Source organism: Sinorhizobium americanum (genome assembly GCF_001651855.1).
GTDB lineage: Bacteria > Pseudomonadota > Alphaproteobacteria > Rhizobiales > Rhizobiaceae > Sinorhizobium > Sinorhizobium americanum.
In genome coordinates this window covers 1-13995 of record NZ_LNQC01000068.1, presented here as the reverse complement: position 1 = coordinate 13995, position 13995 = coordinate 1, and the positions used below count along the sequence as shown (strand labels likewise).

9 protein-coding genes and 1 pseudogene are annotated in these 13995 nt (G+C 61.0%); 7 read left to right on the top strand and 3 right to left on the bottom strand.

Translation table 11 applies throughout. The annotated features are described in order from the left end of the window. The first annotated feature begins 18 nt into the window (after window positions 1-18). The 7 genes from ATC00_RS20195 to ATC00_RS20165 all read left to right on the top strand — a co-directional run bounded on the left by ATC00_RS20195 (window position 19) and on the right by ATC00_RS20165 (window position 8419). Window positions 19-1266 (top strand): ABC transporter substrate-binding protein, encoded by a 1248-nt coding sequence (locus tag ATC00_RS20195; RefSeq protein ID WP_064254116.1) that lies wholly within the window; start codon window positions 19-21, stop codon window positions 1264-1266. 62 nt (window positions 1267-1328) lie between these two features. Then, the gene (locus ATC00_RS20190; RefSeq protein WP_064254115.1) at window positions 1329-2222 is read left to right on the top strand and encodes a carbohydrate ABC transporter permease; all 894 of its coding nucleotides are present in this window, start codon (window positions 1329-1331) and stop codon (window positions 2220-2222) included. After that, on the top strand, window positions 2215-3120 hold the full coding sequence (locus tag ATC00_RS20185; RefSeq protein WP_082912452.1) for a carbohydrate ABC transporter permease: 906 nt from the start codon (window positions 2215-2217) through the stop codon (window positions 3118-3120). Before ATC00_RS20190 ends, ATC00_RS20185 begins: the two co-directional genes overlap by 8 nt. A gap of 4 nt (window positions 3121-3124) precedes the next feature. Further along, window positions 3125-4225 (top strand): ABC transporter ATP-binding protein, encoded by a 1101-nt coding sequence (locus ATC00_RS20180; RefSeq protein ID WP_064254114.1) that lies wholly within the window; start codon window positions 3125-3127, stop codon window positions 4223-4225. A gap of 11 nt (window positions 4226-4236) precedes the next feature. After that, the gene (locus ATC00_RS20175) at window positions 4237-5736 is read left to right on the top strand and encodes a GMC family oxidoreductase (protein ID WP_064254113.1); all 1500 of its coding nucleotides are present in this window, start codon (window positions 4237-4239) and stop codon (window positions 5734-5736) included. Then, the gene (locus tag ATC00_RS20170) at window positions 5733-7415 is read left to right on the top strand and encodes a GMC family oxidoreductase (protein ID WP_234782369.1); all 1683 of its coding nucleotides are present in this window, start codon (window positions 5733-5735) and stop codon (window positions 7413-7415) included. The genes ATC00_RS20175 and ATC00_RS20170 overlap by 4 nt, the downstream gene beginning before the upstream one ends. Beyond that, the gene (locus ATC00_RS20165; RefSeq protein WP_064254112.1) at window positions 7415-8419 is read left to right on the top strand and encodes a glycoside hydrolase family 3 N-terminal domain-containing protein; all 1005 of its coding nucleotides are present in this window, start codon (window positions 7415-7417) and stop codon (window positions 8417-8419) included. Before ATC00_RS20170 ends, ATC00_RS20165 begins: the two co-directional genes overlap by 1 nt. A 587-nt stretch (window positions 8420-9006) precedes the next feature. Here ATC00_RS20165 and ATC00_RS20160 read toward each other — a convergent pair. The 3 genes and pseudogenes from ATC00_RS20160 to ATC00_RS20150 all read right to left on the bottom strand — a co-directional run. Beyond that, complete coding sequence (locus ATC00_RS20160; RefSeq protein ID WP_064254111.1) at window positions 9007-12372, bottom strand: AAA family ATPase; 3366 nt, start codon at window positions 12370-12372, stop codon at window positions 9007-9009. Between the two features lie 618 nt (window positions 12373-12990). Beyond that, a complete protein-coding gene (locus tag ATC00_RS20155; RefSeq protein ID WP_064254110.1) occupies window positions 12991-13806 on the bottom strand; it encodes a carbohydrate ABC transporter permease in 816 nt (271 codons plus the stop codon). After that, window positions 13803-13995 (bottom strand): annotated as a pseudogene (locus ATC00_RS20150) (sugar ABC transporter permease); the annotation flags it as partial. The gene ATC00_RS20155 and the pseudogene ATC00_RS20150, both read right to left, overlap by 4 nt.

The following is a 13995-nucleotide window of genomic DNA, read 5'->3' as shown; positions in this document are numbered from 1 at the left end:
CCAGAGAGGAATACATAGATGTCGAAGTTTCTTGCAAGTCTTGTCGCCGCCACCATGCTGGTGCCGGCGGCCGCGCGTGCGGAAGGCACGATCGAGGTTCTCCACCACTGGGTTTCCCAAAGCGAAGTCGACGCCTTGAACGTCATCCGCAAGGACCTGGAAACGAAGGGCTTCCAGTGGAAGGATTCCGCCGTCGGCGGCATGAGCGGCGCTAACGCGCAGCAGGCTCTGAGGTCGCGTCTGACTTCGGGCGACCCACCGGGCGCGATGCAATTCCTGGGCTGGGAAGGTCCCCAGTGGGCCGAACAGGGCGTCGTTCGTGATCTGAACGACCTTGCCAAGGAAGGCGGATGGCGAGAGGCGCTTCCCCCGCAATTGCTTACTTTCGTAACCTCCGGCGACGCGTTCATCGCGGCACCGATCAACATGCACCGTCAGAACTGGGTGTGGGCAAACAAGAAGATCTTCGACGAGGCCGGCATCGCGCCCCCCAAGACATGGGAGGAACTGATCGCTGCCGGTAAGAAGCTCAAGGAGAAAGGCGTCACGCCGGTCGCGATGGGCGACGAGCCCTGGCAGATCGGCATCATCTTCGATGCGCTGCTGTCGGACTTGAACGGCCCCGAATTCTACAAGAAGGCAGCAATCGACCTCGATCCGGCGGCGCTGAACAGTCCGGAAATGACCAAGGTCTTCGACACGCTGCGCGAGGTCCGTGGCCTCGTCGACGACAACTTCGTCGGCCGAGACTGGGCAGTCGCGACCGGCATGGTCATCAACGGCGAAGCCGCGATGCAGTTCATGGGAGACTGGGCAAAAGGCGAGTTCCTCGCCAAGGGCCTGAAGCCGAACGCAGACTTCTACTGCTTCGCCACGCCAGCCAAGGTGACCTCGTTCCAGTACGTCATCGACAGCTTCGGCATGTTCACCGTGAAGGACGAGACTGTCCAGAAAGCCCAGGTGGCTCTCGCCGAAACGATTATGGATCCCAAGGTTCAGAAGGGCTTCAACCTGATCAAGGGTTCCATCCCGGCTCGAACGGACGTTTCCGTGGACGACTTCGACGAGTGTGCAAAGCTCGGCTTCAACGAACGTGCCGAGGCCATCAAGGCGGGCAGCATGCTGGGCGCGATGACGCACGGCTTTGCCGCCAAGCCGGAATTCGCATCGGTCTTTGGCGATGTGGCTGCCCAGTTCTTTGTCGGCAAGATGTCTTCGGAAGACGCAGTGAAGATGCTTGTCGAAGGCATCGACAACGCCCGCTGACACAGCGGCCGGGTGCCTGGCACCCGGCCCATCTCAATGGATCCGGTCATCGGAGCTAGCTCATGAACGCCGCTAAGAGTTTTTCATCACGATTGGCAGGCTGGCTTCCACGCATTGTCGTCGCTCCCAGCCTGCTGATCGTCATCGTCACGGTCTACCTGTTCATCCTTTGGACAGGCGTGATCTCGTTCACCTCATCGAAGTTCGTACCGGTCTACGACTTCGCGGGTCTTGAGCAATTTATTCGGCTGTGGGCGACGCCTCGCTGGCACACCGCCGTCGCGAACCTCTTTATCTTCTCCGCTCTGTTCCTGATGCTCTCGACGGGCATTGGCCTGCTCATGGCAATTCTGCTCGACCAGAACATCCGGGCGGAAGGATTCTTGAGGGCGGTCTACCTGTATCCGATGGCCCTGTCGTTCATCGTCACTGGGACGGCATGGAAGTGGATCATGAATCCCGGCCTCGGCATCCAGAAGGTTGTCAACGAACTCGGCTGGACGAGCTTCACGTTCGACTGGATCACCGACCCCAAGATGGCGATCTACACGGTCGTGATTGCTGGCGTCTGGCAATCCTCGGGTTTTGCCATGGCGATTTTCCTGGCCGGCCTCAGAGGGATCGACAACTCGGTCATCAAGGCGGCGCAGATCGAAGGTGCCAGTCTCCCGCTTATATATCGGCAGATCATCATCCCGATGCTGCGGCCAGCGATGCTGAGCGTGATCGTCCTTCTGAGCTACATAGCGATCAAGAGCTTCGACCTGGTGCTGGCGCTCACGAACGGTGGCCCCGGCTCGGCGACTGAGCTTCCCTCAACCTTCATGTTCTCAGCCACGTTCCGCAGGAACCAGATGGGGGTAGGCGCGGCGAGCGCGATCATGATGCTCATGACCGTCGCGGCAATCATCATCCCCTACCTCTACTCCGAACTTCGGGAGCGCAACAATGGCTAACGCCCTCTCGCAACAAAAGCCAACGGTGGAATCCATCTCGCGGCAAAATCGGATCCGTATAGGGCGGCTGTTCATCTATGGCCCACTCGCTGTTATGGCAGTGCTCTATCTGATGCCTCTGTGGGTGATGGTCGTGACATCGCTCAAGCCGCTCGATGAAATCTATGGCGGCTCCTTCATAGGACTGCCGCAGACCGTCACCCTCGATGCCTGGCGTTCCGCCTGGTCGCAGGCCTGTATCGGTACCGAGTGCACCGGCCTGAGACCCTATTTCGTGAACTCGCTGCTCATGGTCATTCCGGCCGTCGTCCTTTCGACTGGTATCGGCGCCATCAACGGCTACATTCTGACGAAGTGGCGATTTCCGGGCGCGAACTTTGTATTCGGCTTGCTGCTCTTCGGATGCTTCCTGCCATATCAGGCGATCCTGATCCCGATGGCGCGAACGCTCGGCCTGCTCGGCCTCGCCGGCAGCATTCCTGGCCTCGTATTCGTCCATGTCGCCTACGGCATCTGCTTCACGACGCTGTTCTTCCGCAACTATTTCGTCTCGTTGCCCGACGAGCTTACCAAAGCGGCCATGGTGGATGGAGCAGGCTTCTTCAGAATCTTCTGGAGCGTCATCCTGCCCACGTCGATTCCGATCATCGTTGTCTCCTGTATCTGGCAGTTCACGCAGATCTGGAACGACTTCCTGTTTGGTGTCTCGTTCACCTCCGGCGGCAACAGCCCGATAACGGTCGCGCTCAACAACATCGTCAACGTGACCACCGGGCGCAAACAGTACAACGTCGACATGGCCGCCGCCATGATCGCCGCTATTCCCACTCTTTTGGTCTACATCGTCGCAGGACGCTATTTCGTCCGCGGACTGACGGCCGGTGCTGTGAAAGGCTGATCCAATGTCCACTCTTGAAATCGATCGCGTTCGCAAGACTTACGGCAATCTCGAAGTCCTCAAGGAGGTGAGTATCTCCATTGGTACTGGCGATTTCCTCGTCCTCCTTGGTCCTTCTGGGTGTGGAAAGTCTACCCTTCTAAGCATGATTGCCGGGCTGGAAAACATCTCGGACGGCGAGGTCCGGATTGCCGGAAAGGTTGTTAACGAGCTGTCGCCGAAAGATCGCGACATCGCGATGGTCTTTCAATCCTACGCTCTCTACCCGACGATGACGGTTCGACAGAATATCGAATTCGGCATGAAGATCCGCGGGGTGCCGCCAGCTCAGCGCGACAAGGCCGCTCGATCAGCCGCGGATCTTCTGCAGATCACGCATCTCTTGGATCGCAAACCCTCGCAACTGTCGGGCGGTCAGCGCCAGCGTGTTGCGATGGGACGCGCCATCGTGCGCCAACCCAAGCTCTTCCTGTTTGATGAGCCTTTGTCGAACCTCGACGCGAAGCTCAGGGTCGACATGCGCACGGAGATAAAGCGCTTGCACGCGCGGCTCGGCACGACGATCGTCTACGTCACGCACGACCAGATCGAAGCGATGACGCTGGCGACGCGCGTTGCCGTGATGAAGGGCGGTGTGGTCCAGCAGCTAGACGACCCCCAGACAGTCTATGACCGCCCGGGCAACGTCTACGTCGCAAAATTCGTCGGCTCGCCGTCCATGAACATCATTCCCGGCAGGATCGAAGTCGAAGGCACGACCGCGACCGCAATCGTCGACGTTGCTAACCGGCCGGCCGCGCGGATCCCGGGCATAGGTCTGTCCAGCCAGGCCGCATCCACATATGCGAACCGCAAGGTTCTCATTGGCATCCGCCCCGAATTATTCAGCGTCGGAAATGGGCAGGCGCAAGGTGCAATCTCGGTGGACGTTGACGTGGTGGAGCCCACTGGCCCCGATACGCTTGCCGTGTTTCAGCTTGGCGGCGTGGAAGTCACGGCCCGATTGCCGCCCAAACAGGTCAATGCGCGCAGCTCGGCAACGCTCGCCGTCGACACTTCGAAAGTCGTCCTCTTCGATCAGGACAGCGAAGAGCTGATCAATTGACAGGATGTCTCATGGACCAGACAGCGGACATTGTCATCATCGGGTCGGGGGTCGGGGGCAGCTCTCTCGCCTATAGTCTTGCAACCTCTGGAAAGCGCATCGTCATTCTCGAACGCGGGGAGTACCTGAAGGACACGCCCGAGGCTCGGGACGACGTGGCGATTTTCCAGAAGGGCTTTTACAGGTCGACCGAAGAATGGGTGGGTACTGATGGAGAGACGTTCCTGCCGGGCAACTACTACTATGTCGGTGGCAATTCCAAGTTCTTCGGGGCGGTGATGTACCGCTACAGGGCCGAGGACTTCGAGCCCCGTCCCCACATGGAAGGCCGTTCGCCTGGCTGGCCGTTAGGCTATGCCGATATGGAGCCCTGGTATGAGCGGGCAGAGGAAATCTATGGCGTGCGTGGCGCGGCCGAACAGGATCCGACGGAGCCGCCCCGATCGCACCCGTACCGCTTCCCCGCCGTTCCCGACGAACCGGCCATTGCCGCGGTGCGCGCAAGGTTGCGCAAGGCCGGCGTCCACCCGGCAAGCCTGCCGCTGGCGATAGATATCGAGGAGTGGCTTCGACGGGCGAGAACAGGGTGGGACGCGTTCCCGAATACCGGACGCGGTAAGATCGACGCTGAGGTCGGACCGCTTGCCAGTGCCCTGGCGCACCCGAATGTGAGCGTAATTACGGGCGCAAATGTGGTGCGGCTGGAAACGGATCCGGTTGGCACGAAAGTGACGGCCGCCGTATTCATCAAGGATGGTGTGGAACAGCGGATCGCCGCCGAAATTTTTGCGGTAGCTGCCGGTGCGGTTCAGTCGGCCGCGCTACTGCTGAGATCCGGCAATGGCGCGCATCCTCGGGGCCTTGCCAATAGCTCAGACCAGCTTGGCCGCAACTTCATGAATCACAACACGACGGCAATGCTGGCGATCGATCCAAGCTCACCCAACACCGCCGTCTATCAGAAGACGCTGGCCTTCAACGATTTCTACAACAAGGACCCGGACACGGGCTTTCCGCTGGGCAATGTTCAACTGCTCGGCCATATCACCGGCAACATCCTCAAGGCGCAAACGTCGTTGGTGCCCGCCTGGATGGCAAGGCTCATGGCGCGTTATGCCTATGGATGGTTCCTCACAAGCGAGGACCTGCCCAATCCAGACAGCCGAGTAATGGTGAAGGACGGCAGGATCGTGATGCATTGGGTGCGCTCAAATATGCGTGCCCACGAAGCACTGATCAAAAGAACCCGCGACGTCATGCGTAGGGCAGGCTTTCCGATAGTCCTGACGCGCACGTTCGGACGGAAGACGACCTCTCACCAATGCGGTACCGCCCGAATGGGAACTGACCCGCAAGCGTCGGTTGTCAATCTTAATTGCCGCAGCCATGACGTGGAGAACCTGTACGTCACGGACGCGTCCGTCTTACCGACGTCGGCCGCCGTCAATCCGGCACTGACGGTCGCTGCGCTCGCTATCAAGGCAGGCAATTCGATCGCAAGGGGGCGATGATGGCGCGCTGGGACATTGGGTCGCCGGTTTTCGGAATTCGCTCGCGGCAGCCGGACGAGGTCAACACGTACGATTACATCGTCGTCGGCGGAGGCTCGACCGGGTGTGTCGTGGCCTCGCGTCTCTCGGAGGACCCCGCTGTTAGCGTATTGCTCATCGAGGAGGGGCCGCGCGACCACAATCCCTACATTCACATTCCCGGCGCCTACTACAAAACGGCGCAGGGTGACTTGTTGAAGCGCATTCCCTGGGAACCGATGGCCGATCAGGCACGTGATGAAAAGCCGACCATGGTGCAGGCGAGGGTGCTTGGCGGCGGCAGCTCCGTCAACGCGATGATCTACATTCGTGGCGTGCCGTCCGACTATGAGCAGTGGGTCAACCTGGGTGCCGAAGGCTGGGGCTATGCCGACGTCCTGCCGTTCTTCATGCGCGCCGAGGACAACAATCGCTTTTGCAACGGAGTCCATGGTGTCGGGGGGCCACTTGGAGTTTCGGATATCGACTATATTCATCCCCTGACCCGCGCCTGGTTGCAGGCCTGCCAGCAGGCGGGTCTTCCTTACAACCCCGACTTCAACTCAGGAAATCCGGCAGGTTGCGGCCTGTATCAGATAACGGCCCGCAACGGGCGCCGCAGCTCTGCCGCGGTTGCCTATCTCAACCCAGCCCGCAAACGGAGCAATCTACGTATCGAGACCGGGACCACGGTTGCGCGCGTGATAGTTGAGAAGGGACGCGCAGTCGGGGTCGAATGCGTGAAGGGGAAACGCACCGTGGTTTACAGGGCCGAGCAGGAAGTCGTCCTCTCCGCCGGCGCGATTGGCACGCCTAAGCTCCTGATGCTGTCCGGGATAGGTCCCGAAGACCAGATCAGACGCCAGGGGATAGACCTCCAGGCGGACCTGCCTGGCGTGGGCCAGAACCTCCAGGATCATATCGAAATCTCGATAGTCTACCAGCTCAATGGACCCCACAGCTATGACAAGTATAAAAAGCCTCTCTGGAAAGCGGCGGCCGGGCTGAACTACGCTCTCTTCCGTAATGGCCCGGCATCATCGAACCTGATTGAAGGGGGCGCGTTCTGGTGGGGCGACAAGGCCGAGACGACGCCTGACATCCAATATTTCATGGTCGTTGGCGCGGGCATCGAGGAGGGGGTCGATGCCGTGCCCGGAGGTAACGGATGCACGGTCAATCTGGGGCAGATCCGACCCCGCTCCAGAGGTGAGGTGACGCTTGCCAGCGCTGACCCGACGGCAAATCCGCGCGTAGCGCCGCGTTACTTCTCGAACCCGTACGATCTCGACGCCATCACCGACGGAACAATGACCGCGCTCGACATCATGGCGCAGCCGGCAATCGCCCGATACGTCGCCGCCCGGCACACGCCGTCGCCGTCTCTCAAGACGCGCGAGGATATCAAGGCATTTTGTCTCAAGGACGCCCACGCCGCCTTGCACCCTTCGGGGACGTGCCGCATGGGGCAGGACGAAATGGCGGTGGTCGATCCGCAGCTTCGGGTGAGAGGGATCGACGGACTGCGGGTCGCTGATGCCTCGGTCATGCCAACGCTGATCTCGGGCAACCCTAACGCCGTGTGCATCATGATCGGCGAGCGGGCGGCCGATTTCCTGCGCTCCGAAACTGCGCAGAGACATTCAAAGGATCACGGCTGATGACCCTCACACTAGATCAGGACGCGAGGGCAATACTCCTGCCGGCGTTCGACAATCTGGATTTTGCGGACGTCATGGAACCGTTTTTGGAAAAGGGCGGCCGTTCCGTTCTGATCGGGGAAACACGGGCCGAGTACGTGGCTCGACAGATGTCAAAAGAAAGACTGGCCACGGAGACCCCGGATATCTTTCGAACCGCTGTCGACAGGCTTCGGGCTGGATGTCCCGAGCTCATAGTCGCCGTCGACCAAGAGTTGGGCGGCATCCAGAGGCTGGAAGGACTTGTCTGTGCGCTCCCCGACTTGCAAGACGCGGAGGCGTTGTCTGAAAACGTGCTCGCCGAACGTTGCCAACAAGTCGCGGCAGCCGCTCGCGAACTCGGCGTCACCATGTTCCTGGGGCCGATCGCAGACGTCGTCGACGGCCGAAATCCATGGCTGCACAACCGGACGATGGGCTCGGATGCGCAAACCGTCGCGAGGCTTGCCGCGGCATACGTCAAGGGCGTCCAGAAGGCGGGGATCTCTGCAGTGACGAAGCACTTTCCGGGCTTCAACGATCTTGAAGCTGACCCCGCGCTGGTCGATGTTTCGCTAGGAACGACACTCGACCGCATTCTCGGAAGTGCCCTGCCGTTCAGGGCTGCGATCGAGGCTGGGACGAAAGCGGTGATGACAGGCCCCGCGCCCGTCGCCGCGTTCGACGCACAAAATGCTGCCAGCACGTCAGCGACTGTGATCGCGCTGCTGCGCGGGCACTTCGGCTTCAAGGGCCTCGTTGTCAGCGACGACCTTGACTCTCCTGCCACTATGCGCGGCGCATCGCTTCTGGACACCGCTATAGCCTCCCTCAATGCGGGGGTCGACCTCCTGCTCGTCGGAGGAGGGCCACACTTTCACGCCTTGTCCGACGGCATCGCCGACGCAGTGCGGGCTGGGCGTCTTTCTGCCGAGCGGTTAGCAGATGCGGCGCGCCGCGTGAGGGAAAACGCCGCTGGACGTTGAACGAACGGTATCGGATTGCCCGCGGGGCTTTTCCAGCGGTTGCGTAAAGGCCCAACTGAACATTCGTGAGTTAAAACGCAGTTGATTGCAGCCAACGCCGCCTGCGGCAGCGCGGTGCCGCCAACTGCCGCGCGGTGCCGCCAACTGCCGCAAGCGCCTATGCGGCTTTGTTAGCCGATCGACGCGAGCGCACGGACCCAAGACATTGGCAACGAGCTGTCCATGGTGGTGTGATTGGGTCCCACCAGTGTTGCACAGGCCACTCCACGAGAAGTTCGCATTATGCCATGGTCGACCAATCTCTCTGCGATCACACGGGATAGGAGATAGTTGTCGAGCCGCTCACGATGGTCAGCTATTGAGGCCAAAGCCGCCCAAGTCCGGATGATGCTGAAGGACCGCAGTGGGTCGACTCTGCGCGTTCGTGTAGGTCTCATCAGGGTGGGAAACCGAAGTTAGACGCTCCTCGGCTCAGGTCTGGTTCGCCGCGGATACCAAGTCGTCCCTGAATCCCGCGCAATACCCCTGTCGAATTCAGAACCATCGCGCCAGTCGGGTGTTACGTCAAAACGTTTTCAGCGGAGCAATCAGGTGCTCAATTTACCACCTCCGCAGCTCTCAACGACTGCTTGAGCGTCCTGAAGATCGAGCGTTCCATGGCCGTCCGAGAAACAGCCGAGAACGGGCTCGAGCAGCTCGCAAGCCTGTGCTCCATCACCCTGTGTTCGCCAAAGCCGCGCCAGACTCACCGCCGAGCGCAGTTCCCACATCTTGGCTTCCTGCATGCGGGCGACATTCAGCGCACGGCGGAAGCACGCCTCGATTTCGGCGGGGTCGCACTCTGAGCTCGAGTATATGAGTTCGCCCTTGAGCCGATGCAGCTCCGCCTCGCACCAGCGGTTGCCGGTGCGCGCGACAATGGTGAGCGCCTGGTCGATCAAGGTGCTGCCCTCGGCAAAACGATCGTCCTTTCCATGCGCCTCCGCGAGCAGGCCCATCGCCCAAGGCGCCGTCATTCCCGAACCGATCGCCTGCATCCCAGCCAACCCCTCTCGCAACCGCTCGATGCCTTCCCCGACGTGGCCCTCTTCGGCCAGCACCCACCCCTGCAGAAAGACCCCTTGTGTGTGCCAAAATGGAAATTCGTGCTCGGCCGCGAACTTCAAAGCCAGCTCCGCCGCCTCTTGCGCCTTGGCGATGTCGCGTCGATGCACGTGCAAAATCGCCGCCCATGTCAGTACATAGGCACGGCTGAACAGATGTCCGAGCCTCGCGGTCATGGCGAGCGCCTCGTCCATCAGCTCCAGCGCCCGGTCATCGTGGCCGAGATACCACAGCGCCATGCCGCCACGGCACAGGCAGATCGGTCCTCCATCCTGTCCATAGAGCGCGAGATGGGCCCGGTGCTGGGCGATGTCGTACCGGCTGATCCCGTGCTCGAAGTGCTTCCATGCCGAGGCGAATTCGCCGCGCCAGGAGCAGGTAATGCCCAGAGCATAGGACGCTTCCACTACGAGCACAGGATCCGAGATCTGCTGCGCCAACCTCAGAAGCCGTTCGCCAAGGTCCCGCGCCGCGGAAAGCTCGGAACGCACCGCATGATGAATGGTGAGACCGAGGAGCACCGGGAACAGCCTGGGCGTTTCCTCGATCCGCTCCGCCAGGCTGAGAGCACGGTTGTAGACGCGCTCGACCTCCGGATGGCCATAGCCCTTCGCGGCGGTAAGCACTCGTCCCATGGTGATCAACAACGTCAGCTCAAGCTCGAGGCGCTCCGGATTCTCCGGCACCTGGGCGAGCAGGTCGAGTGCCTTGGTCAAATGGCCGGCGGCCTCGGCATTCGCCGCCCGCTCGTTTGCGTGCTCGCCGGCCCGGTGCCAGAACACGACGGCTTGCGGAAGCTCTCCTGCCTCCGTCAGATGATGGGCCAGGAGCTCCGGCTGAGCGGACACGACATGTGGGGCGAGTTCTTCGAAGACCTGGACAATACGGCGATGCAGTTCCCGGCGGCGGCTCTTGAGCAGCGACTGATATGCGGTATCTCGGACAAGCGCGTGCTTGAAGCTGTAGATAACGTTAGGGGGACTTCCGCGCCGAAAGACCAGCTCGGTAGCAACCAGTTGATCAAGCCTCCTCTGCAACTCATGCTCATCGAGCACTGCTAACGCTGCAATTAGCTCATACGAGAACTCACGCCCAATGCAGGCACCGATCTGGGCCACCGCCTTGGCCTTGCCGAGGCGGTCGAGGCGAGCCATCAGGGAGTCGTATAGCGTCACCGGGACCGCCAGCGGCGGCATATGTGCAGCCAATCCAAACCGATTGCCGGCCACTCCCAAGAGACCAGACTCGAGCATGGTCTTGGTCAACTCCTCAAGGTACAGCGGTACGCCGTCGGTGTTGGTCAGGATGTAATCGAGCACTCCGGCAGGCAGAGCCTTTCCACCGGTCAGCCCTTCGATCAGCGATTGAGCGTGCACCCGGTCGAGACGTTTCAGGACCACCTTTGTCACGTGCGGGTAGTTGCGCCAAGGTGGGACGAATTCGGGCCTGTGGGTAATGACCAGCAGCACCGGGAGCTGCCGGATGTGATCCACGAACAAGTCGAACAGCTCAAGGCTACTCGCGTCCAGCCAGTGAGCGTCCTCAAGCACCAGGAGCACCGGCTGCTTCGCAGCCAGTATGGCAAGCTGGGCGATGAGCACGTCGAAGGTTCGATTCTTACGCTGTTTGGGCGCAAGATCCATTATCGGACAGCGGCTGGTGCCTGGAATTCCGAGGAGCTCGGCCAACAATGGGAGCGCTTCGGTCACCTCACCGACCTGTTCTGCGACCAGCGCCTCAAGTTTGGCGAGCTTCTCGACCGCTGAATCCTCGCGTTCAAATCCCGCCTCCTGTTCGAGTTGGGCGATCACCGGACGAAGCGCGCTGTTGACGTAGTAGGGCGAGGCGAAGTAGCGGCGCAACCTGTGTGGTTGTCGAAAGAGACGCTCGCGAAGGGCGAGGGCGAGGCGCGACTTGCCGATCCCAGCCTCACCTTCGAGCAGGACGACCTGGCCTTCGGCGGTCTTGGCCAAATTCCAACGATCGACCAACAGCGCGAGTTCCTGGTCGCGCCCGACCAACGGCAGCACGGTCGCGTGACCGACCTCGAAGCGGTCATCGCTGCGCACTTCGCCGAGCACCCGAAACGCTTCAGCCGCCCCGGAAAACCCCTTGATCGACCGCAGCCCGATGCTTTCGAGCTTGAACTGCCCACGCAGCAATGCGCGGGTCGCTTCGGCAATGACTACTGTGCCGGGCCCGGTCAGCGCCTGTAGCCGGGCGGCCAGGTTCGGAGTTTCCCCTACGACGCTGCATTCCTCGGCCTCGCCGGTGCCGATGATGTCGCCCACCACCACCAGGCCGGTGGCGATTCCGATCCGAACAGCCAGATGTTCGCCTGCCGCGTCCAGCCGGTCGACCGCCTCGACGACCGCGAGACCGGCCCTGACGGCCCGCTCGGCATCTTCCTCGTGAGCCTGCGGATAGCCGAAGTACACGAGGACGCCGTCGCCCATGTACTTGGCGACAAAGCCGTCGTACCGGCCGACGATCTCGGTGGCGCAGGCACGGTACGCTACGATCGACTGCCGTAGGTCTTCTGGATCTAGGCGGGCGGAGAGTGCTGTCGATTCAACGAGATCGCAGAACATCACCGTAAGCTGTCGCCGTTCCGCTTCTGTGTGGATCGGTGACGCGGGCGGCTTGGTCCCAACGCGTAAGGGCGGCGGCTGAGGCAGGGTCGCGGCCGCCCTGAGAAAACGCTTGCGGTCACCAAGGGACAGCCCGAGCTCCTTGAGGTCGGCATCGGTGAGATCGTCGACGACATCGAGATCGATGCCGTTCTTCAAGAAGGTTTGGCGATACCGCTCAAGCCTGATGCTGGCGAGCCAGTCTCCGATGTCGGGCATGACTAGCATCCTCTGACATGGTCGAATTTGGCTTGTTCTGATGCGCTTTCCCACGAGCCTCGAATATAAAAAGCTTACACCTGTGGCCCTGATCAGTCCTCGTCAATTCAGTCCCACGAGCAATAAGCGGTCGACCACCACCGCCTTTCCTGAAGGCTCGTCCGGGTGCGCGATTTGCCCGCGTGAAGCGAGATTACCGAAGCGGGAGGAAAGCATCGGAAAACGCGTCCACACCTGCCGCCTGATCCGTGTTGATAGCTACTTTATTATAAGACTGCGGCCGTTTCAGTTACATTGGGAACTTATATTACGAGAATCCTGGCTGCCGCATCGTTCTGCCGAGCTCGACCGGCTGATGTAGGAGCTAGAAGGAGCGTGACGTTCCGCGGTCGTTGGCAGCGAAACCTGGGCAACTTGAACGGGAGAATGTTTCTCCCGCGGATGCACAACCCACGAGACCCGCGATGCATCTACACCGGCATGAAGATCTGCACTCCCGAAGTGACGACGTGGTGGTGCGAGCTTCCCCAACTCTCAAGCCTAAAGGGCCGACGTGGCCAATACGAAATATGCGGGGCGGTGCCGGCTGTAGTCGAGCCCTCGCGTTTGGCCTCTCCCCTATTTCACCCCACCATGTGCGAGCCCGCTGATCAGATAGCGCTGCATGAAAAGCGCGATCAGGTAGATCGGGGCGATGCCGGCGAGGGAGGCGGCTGCCATCTGGCCGAAATTAACCAGCCTGTCTCCCTGGAAGAGCGAGATGCCGACTGGCAGCGTTCGCGTGGCGTCGGAAAAGGTGAAGGCGGAGGCGAAGAGGAATTCGTTATAGGACAGCACGGTTACGATGATCAGTGTGGCCACGACACCGGGTGCGATGATTGGGGCGACGATCTGAAGAAGCGTGCGAAGCGGTCCCGCACCGTCCATCGCGGCCGCCTGCTCGATCTCGATCGGCATCCGGCGCAGGAAGGGCGTCAGAAGCCAGAATGCGACGGGCACGTTGGCGAAGCCGTAAACGAGGACGAGACCGGCGCGCGTGTTGAGAAGCCCGGTTGCCTTCAGCAGGAAGAACAGAGGGATCAAGGCGACGATGGGCGGCGCCATGTAGCTCGAAAGCGTCACGTCCGCCAGCCACCTGCCGCCAATCTTGAGCCGCAACACCGCATAGGACGAGGGTAACGCCAATGCGATGGTGAGGAGGCCGCCAAGCACGGAAACCGCGACGGAATTGAATATGAAACCCGCAATGCCGGCCGCTTCGAAAGCGCCGGGCCAGTTCGCGAACGTCCGCACTGTCGGCCAGAAATTGCCGCTCAGCACATCGTCCTTGGTCTTGAGGGAAACGGCGGCGAGATAAAGGATGGGGAGGGCGAAGAAGCCGACTATCGGCGCCGCCGCCACGGCCAGCCAGAGATGTGGAACGCCGAGCCTCATGATTCCCGCCTTTCGAAATGCTGATGCAGGCGAACGACCGGGAGTGTCGCCAGACCTATGACGAGGCCGTAGACGATCGTCTCGGCCGCCGCACGGCCGACGTCGAATTGCTCGATCGCCCGCCGGTAGATTGAAAAGCCGGCAGATGTCGTCGCAAAACCCGGCCCGCCGAAAGTGAGAATGTAGACG

Coding starts and splice junctions, on each gene's coding strand:
- ATC00_RS20195 (WP_064254116.1), top strand. CDS start 19: ATGTCGAAGTTTCTTGCAAGTCTTGTCGCCGCCACCATGCTGGTGCCG.
- ATC00_RS20175 (WP_064254113.1), top strand. CDS start 4,237: ATGGACCAGACAGCGGACATTGTCATCATCGGGTCGGGGGTCGGGGGC.
- ATC00_RS20170 (WP_234782369.1), top strand. CDS start 5,733: ATGATGGCGCGCTGGGACATTGGGTCGCCGGTTTTCGGAATTCGCTCG.
- ATC00_RS20155 (WP_064254110.1), bottom strand. CDS start 13,806: ATGAGGCTCGGCGTTCCACATCTCTGGCTGGCCGTGGCGGCGGCGCCG.
- ATC00_RS20180 (WP_064254114.1), top strand. CDS start 3,125: ATGTCCACTCTTGAAATCGATCGCGTTCGCAAGACTTACGGCAATCTC.
- ATC00_RS20165 (WP_064254112.1), top strand. CDS start 7,415: ATGACCCTCACACTAGATCAGGACGCGAGGGCAATACTCCTGCCGGCG.
- ATC00_RS20190 (WP_064254115.1), top strand. CDS start 1,329: ATGAACGCCGCTAAGAGTTTTTCATCACGATTGGCAGGCTGGCTTCCA.
- ATC00_RS20185 (WP_082912452.1), top strand. CDS start 2,215: ATGGCTAACGCCCTCTCGCAACAAAAGCCAACGGTGGAATCCATCTCG.
- ATC00_RS20160 (WP_064254111.1), bottom strand. CDS start 12,372: ATGCCCGACATCGGAGACTGGCTCGCCAGCATCAGGCTTGAGCGGTAT.